General features: G+C 70.7%; 14 protein-coding genes, 1 tRNA gene and 1 pseudogene. 5 read left to right on the top strand and 11 right to left on the bottom strand.

Going from position 1 to position 16,335, the window contains the following annotated elements; genetic code table 11:
- The first annotated feature begins 117 nt into the window (after positions 1-117).
- Positions 118-960, top strand: coding sequence for a MerR family transcriptional regulator (locus JK364_RS35960; protein WP_201855566.1), 843 nt, complete (start codon positions 118-120; stop codon positions 958-960).
- A 300-nt stretch (positions 961-1,260) separates the two neighbouring features.
- Here the strand turns inward: JK364_RS35960 and JK364_RS35955 are convergent, their stop codons facing one another.
- Together JK364_RS35955 and JK364_RS35950 are read right to left on the bottom strand one after the other, a co-directional pair.
- The gene (locus JK364_RS35955; RefSeq protein WP_201855565.1) at positions 1,261-1,548 is read right to left on the bottom strand and encodes a hypothetical protein; all 288 of its coding nucleotides are present in this window, start codon (positions 1,546-1,548) and stop codon (positions 1,261-1,263) included.
- Between the two features lie 70 nt (positions 1,549-1,618).
- Positions 1,619-1,690: transfer RNA gene (locus tag JK364_RS35950), tRNA-Val, on the bottom strand.
- A gap of 289 nt (positions 1,691-1,979) precedes the next feature.
- Here JK364_RS35950 and JK364_RS35945 point away from each other — a divergent pair.
- The 3 genes from JK364_RS35945 to JK364_RS35935 all read left to right on the top strand — a co-directional run bounded on the left by JK364_RS35945 (position 1,980) and on the right by JK364_RS35935 (position 4,731).
- Complete coding sequence (locus JK364_RS35945) at positions 1,980-3,323, top strand: coiled-coil domain-containing protein (protein ID WP_201855564.1); 1,344 nt, start codon at positions 1,980-1,982, stop codon at positions 3,321-3,323.
- A 109-nt stretch (positions 3,324-3,432) separates the two neighbouring features.
- On the top strand, positions 3,433-3,666 hold the full coding sequence (locus tag JK364_RS35940; RefSeq protein WP_201855563.1) for an FmdB family zinc ribbon protein: 234 nt from the start codon (positions 3,433-3,435) through the stop codon (positions 3,664-3,666).
- Positions 3,667-3,858: 192 nt separating this feature from the next.
- Positions 3,859-4,731: a DUF4383 domain-containing protein gene (locus JK364_RS35935; RefSeq protein WP_201855562.1), complete on the top strand. Its 873-nt coding sequence runs from the start codon at positions 3,859-3,861 to the stop codon at positions 4,729-4,731.
- Here the strand turns inward: JK364_RS35935 and JK364_RS35930 are convergent.
- The 4 genes and pseudogenes from JK364_RS35930 to JK364_RS35915 all read right to left on the bottom strand — a co-directional run bounded on the left by JK364_RS35930 (position 4,724) and on the right by JK364_RS35915 (position 10,659).
- A complete protein-coding gene (locus tag JK364_RS35930) occupies positions 4,724-5,386 on the bottom strand; it encodes an O-methyltransferase (RefSeq protein ID WP_201855561.1) in 663 nt (220 codons plus the stop codon). The two genes, JK364_RS35935 and JK364_RS35930, sit on opposite strands and share 8 nt — an antisense overlap.
- 173 nt (positions 5,387-5,559) lie before the next feature.
- Positions 5,560-6,420: an HAD family hydrolase gene (locus tag JK364_RS35925; RefSeq protein WP_201855560.1), complete on the bottom strand. Its 861-nt coding sequence runs from the start codon at positions 6,418-6,420 to the stop codon at positions 5,560-5,562.
- 113 nt (positions 6,421-6,533) lie between these two features.
- Positions 6,534-9,101, bottom strand: a pseudogene (locus JK364_RS35920) (phosphoribosyltransferase); the annotation flags it as partial.
- Positions 9,102-9,471: 370 nt separating this feature from the next.
- A complete protein-coding gene (locus tag JK364_RS35915; protein WP_201855559.1) occupies positions 9,472-10,659 on the bottom strand; it encodes an HpcH/HpaI aldolase/citrate lyase family protein in 1,188 nt (395 codons plus the stop codon).
- A 234-nt stretch (positions 10,660-10,893) separates the two neighbouring features.
- On the opposite strand from JK364_RS35915, the gene JK364_RS35910 reads away from it, so the two are divergent.
- On the top strand, positions 10,894-12,051 hold the full coding sequence (locus JK364_RS35910; protein WP_201855558.1) for a TerD family protein: 1,158 nt from the start codon (positions 10,894-10,896) through the stop codon (positions 12,049-12,051).
- Between the two features lie 77 nt (positions 12,052-12,128).
- Here JK364_RS35910 and JK364_RS35905 read toward each other — a convergent pair whose 3' ends face one another.
- From JK364_RS35905 to JK364_RS35885, 5 genes are all read right to left on the bottom strand, one after another.
- The gene (locus tag JK364_RS35905; protein ID WP_201855557.1) at positions 12,129-12,857 is read right to left on the bottom strand and encodes a TerD family protein; all 729 of its coding nucleotides are present in this window, start codon (positions 12,855-12,857) and stop codon (positions 12,129-12,131) included.
- Between the two features lie 209 nt (positions 12,858-13,066).
- A complete protein-coding gene (locus tag JK364_RS35900) occupies positions 13,067-14,260 on the bottom strand; it encodes a DUF475 domain-containing protein (RefSeq protein WP_201855556.1) in 1,194 nt (397 codons plus the stop codon).
- A 51-nt stretch (positions 14,261-14,311) separates the two neighbouring features.
- Entirely contained in the window at positions 14,312-14,887 is a 576-nt protein-coding gene (locus JK364_RS35895; RefSeq protein WP_037962224.1) for a TerD family protein, read from the bottom strand.
- A 144-nt stretch (positions 14,888-15,031) separates the two neighbouring features.
- Positions 15,032-15,607 carry a TerD family protein gene (locus JK364_RS35890; protein ID WP_201855555.1) on the bottom strand — a complete coding sequence of 192 codons (576 nt, stop codon included), beginning with the start codon at positions 15,605-15,607 and terminating at the stop codon, positions 15,032-15,034.
- Positions 15,608-15,731: 124 nt separating this feature from the next.
- Complete coding sequence (locus JK364_RS35885) at positions 15,732-16,190, bottom strand: peroxiredoxin (protein ID WP_201855554.1); 459 nt, start codon at positions 16,188-16,190, stop codon at positions 15,732-15,734.
- Positions 16,191-16,335: the final 145 nt, after the last annotated feature.

Raw genomic sequence — 16,335 nt, 5'->3', positions numbered from 1 at the left:
GGTTCCGGCGGTGGCCAGGGCCTCGCGGTCGGTGGAACCCGGGTGGTGTGTTGTTGCACCTGCCGTAGCGGCATGTGATGTCGTCGAGGCACCACAGCACGAAAGGCTCCGTCTGCGATGTACCCCTCCGTCACACCGCCCCGCCAGGTCAAGATCGGCGATGCTGCCGCCTTCGCCGGGACCACCCCACGCGCTATCCGCCACTACCACCAGATCGGTCTGCTGCCGGAACCCGAGCGCGGTGGAGACGGCCGCCGCCGCTACGGCTACGACGACATGATCCGCCTGTTGTGGATCCGCAGAATGGCGGAGGTCGGCATCAGCCTGGACGACATGCGAGCCGCCTTCGACGAATCCGGGGACATCGAGGAGACCCTGGGCCGGCTGGAGGAATCCCTGGCTGCCCAGGAGGCCGACATCAAACGTCAGCGCGCGGCCGTCGGGCGCCTGCGGGCTGTCGGCAGCCCGCAGGGCCTGCTCTCCGAGCTGGTGACGGATCGGCTCAGTCACCTGCCCCCTGGCGCATTGCGCGCCTCCGACATGGAGGCCCTGCTGGTCACGGAACGGATCTTCGGTCCGCTCGGCTCCGCGATACAGGCCGGCGTGTACATCGTGCTGGCCACCCATCCCGACCTACGGGCCGAGGAGGACCGTCTCGACGAGGCCGAGGCCGCCCTCGACGACGGCGTCGACCCCGATGACCCGCGCGTCGAGGAAATCGCCGTACAGCGGTACACCCACCACATGGCCCTCATGCAGGCCATCACGGCAGCCGGGCAGGACACAGCCGATGACGAACTCTTCGAGACCTACGACGCCGATCTGGCAGAAGAGGAGGACACGCGGATGAGCGCCGCGGAGGCGATCACCAAGATGCCCTACGACTTCTCTCCCGCCCGGATGCGCTGCATGGAGCGCGTGGCACAACTCATCGGCCAAGACGCCAGCGCAGACAGCTGATCGCCTGTGCCCGGTACCGACCTGGCCGGCATCCCATCGCGTCCACCTGTACGTGACCGGCCACATCAGGAAGCGGAGTTGGGACCATATCGGGCTCCTGGACCACTGCTCGGCGGCCGGGGCTGACCGTGATCAGGCCCTCCTCCTTCAGCTGGGCGAAGCACCGATGAGCCGTGCCCACGGAGATCTCGTACGTCTGGGACAGGTCGACGTTGGAGAGCGGTCGGCACTCGTGGCGTTGGCTGGTGGCGGGGTCGATACGGCCTTCGAGCTTGCCCCCGCACTGTTCTCGGCAGCGGGTCAGGCGGGGCTCTCCTCGATGCGGGCGACGTCCATCCACCGGTCGAGCACCTTGGCGACCATGATCTTCCCCTTGGAGTGGCGCTGCTCGTCGACCTTGGCGAGCAGGCGCGTGCGGGCCTTCTCTGCTTCGGGCAGGGTGGCGGCCTGCTCGTGGAGGTGGAGAGGCTTCTTCGTGAGGGGGTCGCTGCCCGCGTAGACGCGAACCTGGAAGCCGGCCCCGTCGGGGCGGATGCTGCCGCGCTGGCGGCGCGTGGGCTGGGTGTTCGCCATGGCTGCGGAACCCATTCATGGTTAATGCCATGGCTACGGCGAACAGCGCGGGCCGCCGGGGCGGGATCCGCGCTGGTCCAGAAGGTGGGCGCAGACGGGTTCGAACCGCCGACATCTGCCTTGTAAGGGCAGCGCTCTACCGCTGAGCTATGCGCCCCAGGGGAGCTGTCAGCCTACAGGGTTTCCGGGTCGGTGCCGCAATTGTGGGGAGGGGACCGCGGAGGGGGCGGACCGGGGTCGGAGAAGTCCGCAGATCGCGAACCGAACCGAGCGCTGTGCTCGTCAGTGTCGGGTGGGAGAATGACATTCGGAGCTGGGCGATCCATCGGGAGCGGGAAGTGGCGGCGTCATCTGCAGAGTCTGCTCGTCCAGCGCGCCGTCCGCGTCGCCCGCGCCGTCCGGTCGACCGCTTTATCCCAGTCATTGCTTTGGCCCGGCTCGTCCGTGTGCGTCGGTCGCGTCAGTCGCGTGGTCCCTCCGTGCTCGGGCTGGTGCTGCTGCCCGTGCCGTTGTTGGTGGCGGTGGGGTCGTTGTCGTTCGCCGGTGGGGGCGGGGGGCGGCGGTGGTTCGGGGGGCGGGGGGAGAGTCAGCGGGCGGAGGCGCAGGCGGCGAAAGATGCCGCGGCGGCGGCGTTCTATGAGCTGGACACCGCGCAGCGGGATCTGCGGATCTCCATCGAGACGATCACCGCCATGGACGATTCGCCCGCCGCGCGCCGGACGGCGGCCGACTTCTCGGCGCTGGAGCGGCGGATCGACCAGGTCAGCCAGGACTACATCACGGCGGTGGACGCCCACGATCTGGACCGCGACGATCTGGACGCGGCGACGGCCTCCCGGGCCCGGACCGATCTGACCAGGGCGAAGGACGCGCTGGAGCGGACGAAGGCGGATCTGGACCGGTTCGGGCAGGGGCTGGGGGCGCTGCTTGAGCAGGCCGAGACACGGCTGGCGCGGCTGGCGCCGGCGGTGGAGCGGGCGCGTCAGGCGCTGCTCGCGGCGAGTAACGCGCTGGACGCGGTGCGTGCGTCGGGGCTGCGGGCGGACGATCTGGCGGCCCGGCTGGCGGCGCTGTCGCCCGAGCTGACCAAGCTCAACCAGGGGGCCGGGCAGCACGGTGTGCAGGAGACCCTGCGGCGCGCCGATGATGTGCTGCGCAGGGCCGAGGCGGTGCGCGGGGAGGCCGAGCGGCTGCCGGAGCGGGCGGCGGAGATCGACAAGCGGCTGGTGTCGCTGCGCACCCGCGCCCAGGCGATCACCACTCGGGCGGCCGGGGTCGAGCCCGTCCTCAGCGAGCTGCGCCGCCGGTACACCGCGGCCTGCTGGCAGGATCTGCAGCCCGTCCCCGCGCAGGCGGCGCGGGATGTGGCGCAGTCCGAGGAGAAGCTCAAGGAGGCGCAGGCGGCGCGCGAGGAGCAGCGCTGGCCGGATGCCACCGCGCTGCTGGCCACCGTACGGGCGCTGCTGAACAGCACGGACGAGGCCGTCTCGGCGGCCGGGGACCGGCTGCGGCGGCTGGACGAGGTGTCGTACGACCAGCAGAAGGAGGTCGAGCGCACCCGGTTCGCGATCCGCGACGCGCAGCGGCTGGCCATGGCCGGGCGCAGCACCCCGGATCCGCGCCACGCGCGCCCGCTGGACGACGCCGTGGAGCGCCTCGACCGGGCCATCGCGGGTCTTGAGGGGCGGCATCCGGACTGGTGGCACTTCCTCTCCGAGACCGAGGCCGTACGGCAGACCGTCGCCCGGGTCGTCCAGGAGATCCGGGACGAGCGGGGCGGGGGGCATTGAGCCCTCGCGAAGCCCAGGTCTCGGAAGTCCAGGTCTCGGAAGTCCAGGTCTCGGAAGTTCAGGTCTCATTCGGGGGGCTGACCTGCGGTTCGGTGGTTATGCTCCTGCCATGCCTCGCTACGAGTACCGCTGCCGCGCCTGCGGCACCACCTTCGAGCTGAACCGGCCCATGGCCGAGTCCTCCGCTCCCGCGTCCTGCCCGGACGGGCACGACGACACGGTGAAGCTGCTGTCCACCGTGGCCGTCACCGGCGCCGCGTCCTCGTCGTCCTCCGCCTCCTCGGTCCGGCCCCCGTCCGGCGGCGGCGGTGGTGGCTGCTGCGGCGGCGGTTGCTGCGGTTGAGCCCTGGGGGACCGGGGCGGATCCTGGAGATACGTACCCGTGCCGCGCCTCCGGATGTGCGCGTGCACGTCGTGTACGCGCCGGTGACGTGGCGGTCCACGGGTACGGCCTCGACCGCGAAGAGCGCGAAGAGCGCGCAGAGCGCGCAGAGCGCGCGGCCGAGGTCCGGCGCCAGCAGCAAGGAGGCCGGAGATGGCTACGGGCCGCCCCTCCCCCATCGGTCCTCATCCCGCCGGAGTCGCACGGCACTTCCCGGAGCGGATCGGCGCGCACACCACGCTCGATGAGCATCTGCCCGTCGATCACCGGCTCAGCAAGGTCTATCGCGTCGGCGCCGGGCTCATGGGGCTGGTGCTCGTCGCCTTCGGCATCCTGGGCCTGATCCACCGGGTCGGCTTCTTCGACACCGGCGCGAACACGGTCGCCGGGCTCAACACCAACGGCACGCTGAGCGTGCTCTCCATCGTCATCGGGCTGCTGCTGTTCTTCGGCATGCTCATCGGCGGCAACTTCGCCTCGTCGCTCAACATGGTGTTCGGGCTGCTCTTCCTGCTGAGCGGGTTCGTCAATCTGGCGCTGCTGGAGACCCCGTACAACTTCCTGGCGTTCCGGATGCAGAACGTGCTGTTCAGCTTTGTGGTGGGGCTGCTGCTGATGTGGTTCGGGATGTACGGACGGGTCAGCGGCGGGCTGCCGCATGACAATCCGTACTGGGTGACCCGCCACCCCGAGCAGGCCGAGCGCGAGGCCGCCCACGCGCGTGAGCTGGTCGCGGCGCGGGAGCGCGCCGCCGAACGGGGCGGTACGGCCCTCCAGCCCGGCGCCCCGCTCACACCCGAGACCCCGGGCGCCCCGGGTGGGCCGGGCGCCCCGGGTGGACCTCTTGAACGGTCCGATCTTGAACGGTCCGGTCCTGAACGGTCCGGTCCTGAACGGCCCGGTCAGCCGCCCGGCAAGTGGGGCAAGCTGGATCAGCCCGGCGGCGCCGAGCCCGCCGGCCGGCCCAAGCCCCCCGGGCGCTGGGCCCGGGTCCGGCAGCGGATCCGCGACCGGCGGCTCAGCTGACCCGGCGCGCGAGCGTCAGGCCGTCGGCGACGGTGAGCATGACCGCCTCCATCCGGGCGTCCGCCGCCACATGGTCGTTGAACGCCTGGATCGCGGCGCCCCCGGGCGATGGCGCCGCCTCCATGACCTGCGCGTGGTAGAAGACGTTGTCCGCGACGATCAGACCGCCCGGATTCATCCGCGGAACCAGCTCCTCCCAGTACGGGATGTAGTTCTCCTTGTCCGCGTCGAGATAGGCGAGATCGACATGGGGCTCGGCGGGCATCGCGCGCAGCGTGTCCAGCGCGGGCGCGATCCGCAGGTCGATGCGGCCCTCGACGCCCGCCTTGGCCCACGCCTTCCGCCCGTACGCCGTCCACTCCTCCGACACATCGCAGGCGATCAGCCGGCCGTCGGCGGGCAGCGCCTGGGCCATGGCCAGCGCGGAGAAGCCGGTGAAGGTGCCGACCTCCACGATGTGGCGGGCGCCGGTCAGCCGGACCAGGAAGGCCAGCAGCGGGGCCTGCTCCTCGGCGGACTGCATCCCGGCGTGGCCGGGGAGGTTGCGGTGGGTGACCTCGACGAGCTCGCGCAGGACCGGGTCGAGCGGCGGGTTGTGCCGCAGGACGTAGTCGTACAGCTCGGCCGTGATCGGTGTGCTCTTGCTCTCGGCCATCACGGCCTCCCTTTCGGCTCCTCGGCTCCCGGACCGGTTCCGTTCCGTTCCGATCGATCCGATCCGTTCAGCTTCAGCTTCAGCTTTACAGACGGCTCAGCTTTGCGGACAGCTCCGCTTCGCGGACAGCTCTGCTTTTCGGACAACACCGATCAAGGCAGCTCAGCTTCCGGTCAGTCCCGGCCGCGGGAGACCGCGCGGATGATCTGGCTGCGGGCGCGCGCCCAGGTGACGGAGGAGCGCTCGCCCAGGGCGCGGACGATGGCCTCGCCCGCCGCGACGCCCTGCTCCTCGACCACGGTCAGCTGGGGCGCCGACCAGCCGATATCGGCCAGTTCGCCGTGGCCGGGGCGCCAGGCACGGTCGGCCGCGAGCAGCAGATCGGTGTCGAGCAGCGAATCGCCCGCTGCGAGCACCTCGTCGGCTCCGGTGCGGCTCTTGATCTCGGCGACGGCGGCGCTCTTGGTGAGCGGCTTGGGCACGGCGTAGATCTTGCGGCCCTGGAGGGAGACCGTCCAGCCGCGCGGGTCGGCCCACTGGGTGAGCTCCTTGACGTAGCCCTCGGGCAGTAGCTCCCGTTCGACCACGAGATAGGCGAACAGTTCCTCGGCCACCCGCTCCTTGAGCAGCCAGGCGGGGTCGGCGGTGGCGCTGAGGTGGGCGCGCACCTCCTCCAGGGGGGCGCATCCGTCGTCGAGGGCGCTGCGCACCCGCTGGTGCCAGTCGGCGTCGGGCTCGCCGTTGACCAGCAGTTGGCCGCCGTTGGCGCAGATCGCGAAGCGGGAGGCGGGGCCGGGGAGGCGGATGCGGCGGTACTGCTCGACGGTGCGGGTGGTCGTGGGGATGAAGACGGAGGTGCGGACCAGCTCGGCGAGCAGCCCGGCGGCGGTCTCGGTCATGTACGACAGCGGCTTGCCCTCGTACGTCTCGACGCACAGCAGCCGCGGGGCCTCGGCGTCCGGCATCTCGAGGCCGAGCGCGGCCGCGGAGTAGATCAGGGTGCGGTCGAGGTCGCTTGCCACCAGAACGCTCATCGTGCCGCCACCGTTCTCTCATGTCTGCCGGCGGCGATGCCCGCCGTGTTCGCCGTGTTCGCGGTGTTCGCCTTGTCGGCCGTCTTGTCAGCCGTCTTGTCGGAAGCCGTGCCGACCGTCTTTCCGTCGGCCCCGGTGGCGCCCCGGGTGTAGTGCGGGTGGATCAGCCCGACGCAGGTGTACGGGAGGTCGTCGGCCTCCTCGACCGGCACTCCGCGCTGCTCGGCGAGCAGCCGCACATGGTCCAGGTCCGCGCCCGCGCCGCGCTGGGCGAGGATCTTCCACGGGACGCGGCGCAGCAGTACCCGGGTGGTCTCGCCGACACCCGGCTTGACGAGGTTGACGTCGTGGATGCCGTACTCCTGGCTGATCCGCTCGACCGCGGCCCAGCCCTCCCAGGTGGGGGTGCGGTCGGTGGCCGCGAGCCGCCCGGCGTCGGCCAGGGCCGCCTCGGCGACCTCGGCGAAGCGGGCCGAGACGGTGTCCAGGAAGTACTCCGAGACATCCGAGCCGGCGAGTTCGCGGTAGTACTTCGCGCCGTGGAAGTCGTCCGGGCCGACGAGGTCGGCGCGGAGCACGGTGCGCGATATCAGCCCGGAGACGGTCGAGTTGAGGCACGCGGAGGGGACGAGGAAGTCGTCCCGGGTGCCGTAGGTGTCCACACAGCGGCCGGGGTCGGCGAGGACCGCGATCCGCGGATCGAAGTCCGGGTACGGGGCGAGGGCGTCCGACAGCTCGCGGGTGATGGCGCCCTTACCGGTCCAGCCGTCGACGAAGACGACGTCGGACGGGTCGTGGTGGTCCGCCAGCCAGCGCAGCGCGGCGGTGTCGATGCCGCGGCCGCGCACGATGGAGATCGCGTAGTGCGGGAGGTCCAGCCCGTGGGCGTGGCGCGCCCAGCGGCGCATCAGCACCCCGACGGGGGTGCCGGCGCGGGCGAGCGAGACGAGGACGGGGCGCGGGGAGCGCTCGGCGAGCACGGTCTCGGTGACCGCGCCGACCGCGCGGGCGATCCGGGCGGCGGAGGTGTCGAGGGCGGCCCGGAACAGCTCCTGATAGCGCTCGCTCGGCTGGTACTCCACGGGCAGCGACTCGGCGTAGTGCGCGCCCCCGCTCTGGATCGCCTCCTCGCGCTCCTCGGTGGGCGCTTCGAGGGTGACGTGGGAGAAGTCCTGGAGCAGCCAGCCCACCTCTTCGGGGGCGTAGGACGAGAAGTCCGGCCCGCGCAGGGGCTCGTACGACGGTTGGTGCATGGGCGGTGCCTGTCGTTCGGGGACGGTGCGGGGGGTGGGTGGGGTCTGGGGGCGGTAGGACGGCACCACGGCCAGCACCAGCCGGTCCGTGTGCGCGCTCAAGCCGGCGAGCAGCCCGTCGGGGGCGTGCAGCGCGGGCGTGTCGGCGGTCGAGTCGACGACGGCGACGACGGCGTCGAAGCGGCGGCCGGGGTCGGCGCCGGGCGCCACGTTGTACGCGTAGCGGGGCCCGGGGCCGTCGGCGGGCTCATCGTGCGCGGGGAAGGTCAGCCGGGTCCTGATGGCGTACCCGGGGTCGTCGACGGCGAGCACGGGCGAGCGGGTAGTCGTCGAATACCGCACCTCGACGCCGTCGAGCGCCTCGTCCAGCGCCTCCGCGATCCGCAGCGGCGCGTACATCAGCTCCTCGAACCCGAGGACGAGGACGCGACGGAGCGGGCGGGCCGGGGCGGGGGCGCCACCGGCGCCGGGGCCGGGGCCGCCCGCTTCACCGCCCGGCCCGCCCAGGGCGGGCGCGGCCCGGCGCGAGGTTGCCGCCGGGTCTTCAGCGGGCGCCGCCGGTGCGTCTGGCGTGGCAGAGGTGTCCGGTGTTTCCCTCAGCGCCGCCGCGAGGCGGGTTGCCATGACGGGGAGGGCTGCTTCGAGGCGGGTGCGGTGGGCGGGGGTGAAGCCGTGGCGGCCGCCGTCCGGGAGCCCCTCGGGCCAGCCGAGGTCCACGCGGCCGGCGGACGGGCCCGCGCCCTCTGCGATGGCGGTGGCGGTGGCGGTGGCGTCCTTACGGTCCTCGGCAGCAGCCTCGTGCGCGGCCACCAGCTCCGCGCCGCGCTCCAGAACGTCGTCGGGCAGGTGCACCGCTCCGGCCGCAGCGGCGACCAGGTCGACGCGGGCGCCGAGGCCGGCCGCGAAGGCGTCCAGGCGGGCCCGGTCCTCCGGCGAGCGCATGTCCACCAGGGCGACCACCACATAGCGGTCGCGGGGGAAGCGGCGGTGGAGGGCGGCGATGGTGTTGAGGACCGTACGGCCGGTGGAGAACTCGTCGTCCACGAGGACCAGCGGGCCCGTCGAGGCCAGGAACCCGGGGTCCTCGGGGAGCAGCAGATGGGAGGTGGCGTGGCTGTGCTCCTCCTCGAAGCCGCCCACCGTGGCGACGCCCGGGACCGGGCGGCGGGTGGAGTGGAGGTACGGGGCGAGGGCGAGCCCGTCGGCCACGCTGTGGCCGAGTCCGGTGGCGGTCTCCGCGTACCCGAGCACCACCGCGCGCGCAGCCGCCTCGTCGCCCAGCAGCTCCCGCACCCGGCGGCCGAGCCGCACGCCCGCGCCGTGGACGGTGGCGGGGCGCTGCGGGACGTGCTTGCCGAGCACGTTGGAAACCAGCAGATGTGCCCGCTTGGGGTTGCGCCGCAGGGCCAGCCCCAGCAGCTCACGCAGCTCCGCGCCGCCGTCGGCGTCCGGGCCGCTGTCGCCGTTCCGGCCGTCGTCACCGTCCTGGCGACCCTGGCCGCCCTGGCCGCCCACGCCGCCGAAGCCGTCGCCGTCCCCGTCCCCGTCGCCGTCGCCGAAGCCGTCACCAGCCCCGACCTCGGCACCGGCACCGGCACCGGCTCCGGCTCCGGCTCCGGCCAGCCGTACTCCGAGCCGGTCCGCGACCCACTGTCCCGACCACACGTTGTCCACGCTCACGCCGTCCTGCGCCTCGTTTCCATCGTCCCTCGTCCCCGTCCCCGTCCTCGTCCCCGTCCCCGTCCCCGTCCCCGTGCCCGCGTCCCCGGTCCCGTACCCGTCCCCGGCCCGGTTCGCTCTACGGCCGCAGGCTCGCCGCCAGCAGCTCCACGAAGCTCACATCCTCCCGGGCCACCCCGAAGACCTCCGCGCGCAGCAGGGTCCGCTCGGCCCAGGCCCGGTGCGGCTTCACCTCGTTCATTTTGTTGGTGTACGAGGAGCGCAGCACACCGCCCCCGCAGCGCTGCGGCTCGAGGATGTCCACCGCGTCGCTGAACTCCTCGTGGCTGACGACGGAGAGCGCGTGCACCGGGGCCACATGGGTGGGGTGAATACAGGTCTTGCCCTGGAGACCGTTGGCCCGGTCCAGCTCGATCTCGCGCAGCAGCCCGTCCATGTGGTGCTCGATCAGCGCGGTGCGCAGCGACTCGGCGCGGCCGCTGCTGAAGGGGCTGATCCGCAGTTGCGGCTTGAACATCCGCTCATGCGGTTTGAAGTACTCCCACACCGGCCCGGTGATCGTGAAGCCCGTGCCATCGGCCCGGCCCAGCATGTTCACCACGTCCGCGATCACGGACGCGACCAGCTGGACGTCGTAGGCGGTCATGTCGGGAGCCCTGCGCAGCCCGTACGCCGAGCACAGATCGGTGACCCCGAGGCGCAGCGCCAGCACCCGGTCCCGGTATTTGTCGACAATCCGGCTGATGCCGCTGAGGCTGTCGGTGCGCGTTTCGCGGTGCATCAGCTCGGGCGATTCGAGGACCGGCATCGCGAACAGCCGCCGCCCGCCCAACACCTCGGTCACCTGGGCGGTTTCGGCCGACATCAGCGCCTCGAGAAAGGCCCCGCCACGCTCCTCGGTGAATTTCGGCAGTACGAATCCGGACAGCAGCCGCACGCCCGCTCCGAGCCGGGAGACGAGATCGACGATCTGCCCGGGGGTGCGGACCCGGATGAAGAGCAGTGGCAGCGAGGTGCCCGAGTCGCGCCCCGACAGCTCCCCCAGCTGCCGTACGAGGTTCTCCTCCGCGCCCGCCACCTCGGCGTCGTCGATGGAGTCCTCCAGGCACAGCACCATGGAGACCACGCCACGACCTGCCTGTTTGACGATGTCCTCGGCCAGCTGGGGCCGGGTCGCCGGGCAGTACAGGGTGGCTCCGAGGGCGATGGCCAGCGTCCGGGTGGGCGAGTCCACGCCGAATTCACCGGGCTCCCGGTGGAAGAGGTTGGCTCGCACCTCGATGGGCAGATGTTCGAAATGCCGCATACAACTCCCCGCGCTGCCGGTACGCCGCCTCGGTCCCGCTGACCCACGGTTGGCCGATAATCGTACGTGCGGCCATGGGTCAAAAGTTCCCCAAGGGCGTGAAAATCACGTAACCCGTGTGCGTCCGCGTGGTGTCCGGCATGCCCGCCCTGCCGCCCCGTACCACCCCCGCACTGCCGCCCGCCGCGTACCCTGCGTTGTCCCCGCACCCACCGGGAAGGCAGGATTGCCGCCATGACGCAGGCGATGCTGAAGGGATCGAACATCCCGCTGGAGGCCACGGCCATACGCGCGGTGCTGCGCTGGACCCCCGGCACGGACGTACCCGACGTGGACGCTTCGGCGCTGCTGCTGGGGCCGGACGACCGGGTGCGCTCGGACGAGGACTTCGTCTTCTACAACCAGCCGCAGCACCCCTCGGGGCTGGTCCGGCATCTGCCCAAGACGCCGAACCAGGACACACTGACGGACACCATCGAGGCCGAGCTGATCGGGCTGGAGCCGGAGATCCGCCGGGTGGTGATCGCCGCGTCCGCCGACGGCGGCACCTTCGGGCAGGTACGGGATCTGAGCCTGCTGCTGTACGACGCCTCGCCCGGTGCGCCGGACGCGGCGGACGCCGAGCCGGTCGCGATCTTCGCGGTGCTGCCGGACACCGGCAAGGAGACCGCGCTGATCTGCGGTGAGGTCTACCGGCGCGGCGACGGCTGGAAGTTCCGGGCCCTGGGGCAGGGCTATGAGTCGGGGCTGGTCGGGCTGGCCACCCAGTACGGGATCTCGGTGGAGGACGGCGAGGGCGGCTCTGAGGACGACGCCGCGGCCGAGCCGGAGGCCATCGCCGTACCCGAGCCCGCCGGCGCTCCCGGAGCCCCGGCCCCCGCCCCTGAGCCCGCGGCCGCGGCCGCGACCCCCGCACCCCCTTCGGCCCCCTCGGCCCCCGGCACTCCGCCCTCGACCCCGCCGCCGCCCTCCGACGCGACGACCCAGGCCCACCCCCCGGCGTACGGCTATCCGCACCCGGTGTCGCCCGACCCCTGGGATCCGCAGCGCACCCAGCCCATGCACCCCGCCGCCGCGCAGGGCGACAGCGGCTACGCCTATGTGCCGTCACAGCTGCCGCCCCCACCCCCGCAGGCCCCCGGCACGGGGTATCCGCAGCCACCCGCCCAGGCCCCGGCACAGCCCGGCTACGGCTATCCGCAGCCTCAGCAGCAGCCGGGATACGGGCAACCGCAGCCGGGATACGGCTATCCGCAGCCGCCCGCGTACGGCTATCCGCAGCAGGTGCAGCCGACGGGGCCGGTGCCGCCGCCCCCGCCGCCGATCCCCGCCCAGGTGCCGGACCCCCATTTCGTCCTGCCGCCGCAGGGCCCGCAGTTCCAGAGCAGGTAGGAACAGGTAAGAGCAGGTAGGAACAGGCAAGAGCAGGCAAGAGCGGACGGGGTCGGGGGCCGCGCGGCGGACCGGGGTCACACCTTGGACTTGTAGCCCCGGCCCCACTGGAGGCCCCAGCCGTACAGCCGGTCCAGCTCCGCCTGGAAGCCGTAGACGTACTTCACCTCGCGGCGGACCACCATCTCGCCCTTGACGTTCTCGATCAGCACGACGGCGCAGGAGCGCGCCTGCGGGGCGCGCTCGTCGAGCGCGATCTCCACCCGCGGCCCATTGCTCGGATAGAGCGTGACCAGGCCGTGGGTGCGGTCGAAGGCGGGGGTGCCGTCGTAGATGTAGACGAAGACGAGCAGTCGCTTGATGTCGTCCTTGTGGTCCATGTTGACGTAGACCGTCTCACCGGACCCGGAGCCGAACCGGTCGTCGCCGCTAAGCTTGATGTACGGCGCCTCGTTGAGATTGCCGAAGAACTCGCCCAGCGGCTGCACCACGCCCTTGGAGCCGCTCTTCAGCTCGTACATCACCGCGAGGTCGAGGTCGACATTGACCAACGCGGGTCCCTGGGCCTGCACCGGCTCGGGCTTGAACATCTGCAGCGGATGGCGCAGCGAGCCGCGCCTCGCCCTGCTGTTGAAGTCCGAGGTGCGCATCTGCCAGGACAGGTTGATGCGCAGATTGCCGGTCGCGGCCCCCTGCTTGGTCAGCGAGATCGACGCGTTCCGCTTGGTCAGCTCGACCACACCGGACGCGTCACCGCTGTCGAACTGGCGCCATGCGGACCGTCCCCAGTTGCTCCAGAACGCCATGGTGCGCACCCCCACCCTTCGTCACTAGCTGCCTCGAAGCCGACGGCAGAAGGCTGCCCCGGAAACAGCCCCACAAGCCGCCCGTCCAGCCCGCCCGTCCAGCCGCCCGGCCGGCCGCCCAACTGCCGCGGGGCGGCCGGGAGGTCGGAAGACCTCGGCCGCCCCGCTCAGAGCGTTCCTCAAACGCCGCCGCGTCACACTCGCGGCGGTCAGACTCCGGAGGTGACTTCCGTCTTGGCCTCCGAATCCTCCCCGGCGGCCTCCTCCCGGCGATTGCGCCGGACCGAGGACCAGTACGAGGCGGCGATCAGCACCACACCCACCAGGCCGGTGATGACCTCGTTGATCTCGTACTTGATCGTGATCAGCAGGATCAGGGCCAGCGCGCCGATCGCGTAGTGCGCGCCGTGCTCCAGGTAGACGTAGTCGTCCAGGGTGCCCCTGCGGACCAGGAAGACGGTCAGCGACCGGATGTACATGGCGCCGATGCCCAGACCCAGCGCCATCTCGAAGATGTCGTTGGTGACCGCGAAGGCGCCGATGACCCCGTCGAAGGAGAAGGACGCGTCGATGACCTCGAGGTAGAGGAAGAGGAAGAACGCGGCCTTGCCGGCCAGGCCGGCCACGGAGGCGCCGCTGGAGCCACGGCCGCCGCTGCCGTTGAGCTGGGCGCCCGTGGCGGCCTTCGCGCCCTCGTCGCCCTCGCCCTCGGCCGCACCGGCCTCGTCGTCCTCGTCTTCGTCCTCCTCCTCTTCGAGCTTGTCCTCGAAGTAGCCGGAGATGCCGCCGACGATCAGATAGGTGAGCAGACCGGCGACGCCGGACAACAGGACGGTGGCGCTCTTGTCACCACCGCCGTGGGCCACGTCGGTGGCCACGGTGGTGGCGACGATCAGCAGCGCGATCAGGGCGACCACGACCGAGAACGTGTCCAGCTTGCCCAGCTTGGCGAGCGGCTTCTCCAGCCACCCCAGCCACCTGATGTCCCGCTCCTCGAAGAGGAAGTCGAGGAAGATCATCAGCAGGAAGATCCCGCCGAAGGCCGCGATCGCCGGATGCGCCGCCGTGACCAGGTGCTCGTACTGGTTCTTGTCGTTGATCGCGAGATCGACGGCCTCGATGGGGCTCATCTTGGCCGTGACGGCGACGATGATCACCGGGAAGACCAGCCGCATGCCGAAGACGGCGATCAGGATGCCGACGGTCAGGAAGATCTTCTGCCAGAAGGCGTTCATCTTGCGCAGAATGCCCGCGTTGATGACCGCGTTGTCGAATGAGAGCGAGATCTCCAGGATCGAGAGGATCCCGACGATGGCGAGCCCCTGCCACCCCCAGAGGACTCCGGCCAGGGCCAGACCGATCGCCGTGACGGCGAACGACCAACCAAAGGTTTTGAGGAGCACTGCCAACCCAATCCTTCGTCGTAAGGTCTCCCCCGCGCGCTTTACGCGGTTTTACGAAACGTTGACTCCGAAGTCTAGAGCGATGCCGCGCAGACCCGACGCGTACCCCTGCCCCACGGCCCTGAACTTCCATTCGCCGCCGTAGCGATAGACCTCGCCGAAGATCATCGCGGTCTCGCCGGAGGCGTCCTCGGAGAGGTCGTAGCGGGCCAGCTCCTGGCCGTCCGCCTGGTTCACCACCCGAATGAAGGCGTTGCTGACCTGCCCGAACGTCTGGCGCCTGGCCTCGGCCTCATGGATGGAGACCGGGAAGACGATCTTGTCGACCTCGGCCGGGACCTTGCCCAGATCGATCAGCAGGGACTCGTCGTCACCCTCGCCCTCGCCGGTGAGGTTGTCACCGGTGTGCTCGACGGAGCCCTCGGGGCTCTTGAGGTTGTTGTAGAAGATGAAGTACTCATCGCCGAGCACCCGCCCCGACTGGCACAGCAGGGCGCTGGCGTCGAGGTCGAACGGCGCTCCGGTGGTGGAGCGCGCGTCCCAGCCCAGGCCGATGAGCACCTGTGTGAGATTCGGAGCGGCTTTGGAGAGGGAGACATTGCCCCCCTTGGCGAGTGTGACGCCCATGATGCTGTTTCCTCCCCGGGGTGTTGCATGGGTGATACGCGTCCGGCGCCGCACCCCTGCCCCTGGGGCGCGGGGGGTGCGGCGCCGGAATGATTGCCCTGTCGACGGCCTTCGGCGGCCTACGACGGCCCGCTCGGGCGTCGCTCAGACGTTGACGCCGAAGTCCTGCGCGATGCCGCGCAGCCCCGAGGCGTACCCCTGGCCGATGGCGCGGAACTTCCACTCCGCGCCGTTCCGGTACAGCTCGCCGAAGACCATGGCGGTCTCGGTCGAGGCGTCCTCGGAGAGGTCGTAGCGGGCGAGCTCATTGCCGTCGGCCTGGTTCACCACGCGGATGAAGGCGTTGCGCACCTGGCCGAAGCTCTGCTGACGGGTCTCGGCGTCGTAGATCGACACCGGGAAGACGATCTTGGTGACATCGGCGGGGACGCCCGCCAGGTTCACCTTGATCTGCTCGTCGTCGCCCTCGCCCTCACCGGTGAGGTTGTCACCGGTGTGCTCCACGGAGCCGTCGGGGCTCTTGAGGTTGTTGAAGAAGACGAAGTTCTGGTCGTTGCCGACCTTGCCCTCGGCGTTGGTCAGCAGGGCGCTGGCGTCGAGGTCGAAGTCCGTGCCCGTGGTGGTACGGGCGTCCCAGCCGAGACCCACGACGACCGCGGTCAGGTTCGGGGCTTCCTTGGTCAGCGAGACGTTGCCGCCCTTGCTGAGGCTGACTCCCACGAGTCCTCCCAAAAAAGGTTCGTCAGGAGCACTGCGTGCCCCTTCATCAAAGGTTTCCCATCAGGATCAACGCGTCGATCCTAGTGAGCGGTTCCCGACCACTACAGGGTTTCGGGGGCCTTGGCTACAGGGTTTCCAGGGCCTTGGCGTAGTCGTTCAGGTCCCGGGCGTCGGGCAGGCCGTTGACGACCGTCCAGCGCACCACGCCCTCCTTGTCGATCACAAAGGTGCCGCGCACCGCGCAGCCCTTGTCCTCGTCGAAGACGCCGTAGGCGCGGCTGGTCTCGCCGTGCGGCCAGAAGTCCGACAGCAGGGGGTACTCAAGACCCTCCTGCTCGGCGAAGACGCGCAGGCTGAAGGGCGAGTCATTGGAGACCGCCAGCAGCTGGACGCCGTCGTTGACGAACGTCGGCAGCTCGTCACGGAGCGCGCACAGCTCGCCGGTGCACACGCCGGTGAAGGCGAACGGATAGAAGAGCAGCACGACGTTCTTCTCGCCGCGGAAGTCGGACAGCCTGACCGACTCGCCGTGCTGGTTCTTCAGCTGGAAGTCGGGGGCCTTCGCGCCGACCTCTATCGCCATGGGAGTCATCCCTTCACTCACGTTCGGAAGATCATGTTCGACATGATCGAGCTTTGGATTGATCAAACTTGGAATTGATCATGTGGTGCGCGGCCCAGCCTACGCTCAGAGCCCCCCTCCGTAAGGGAACGGAGGGGGGCTCTGG

Source organism: Streptomyces endocoffeicus, assembly GCF_016741935.1.
GTDB classification, from domain to species: Bacteria; Actinomycetota; Actinomycetes; order Streptomycetales; family Streptomycetaceae; genus Streptomyces; species Streptomyces endocoffeicus.
Note: the sequence above shows the minus strand (reverse complement) of the source record. Positions and strands in the feature narration are given on the sequence as shown.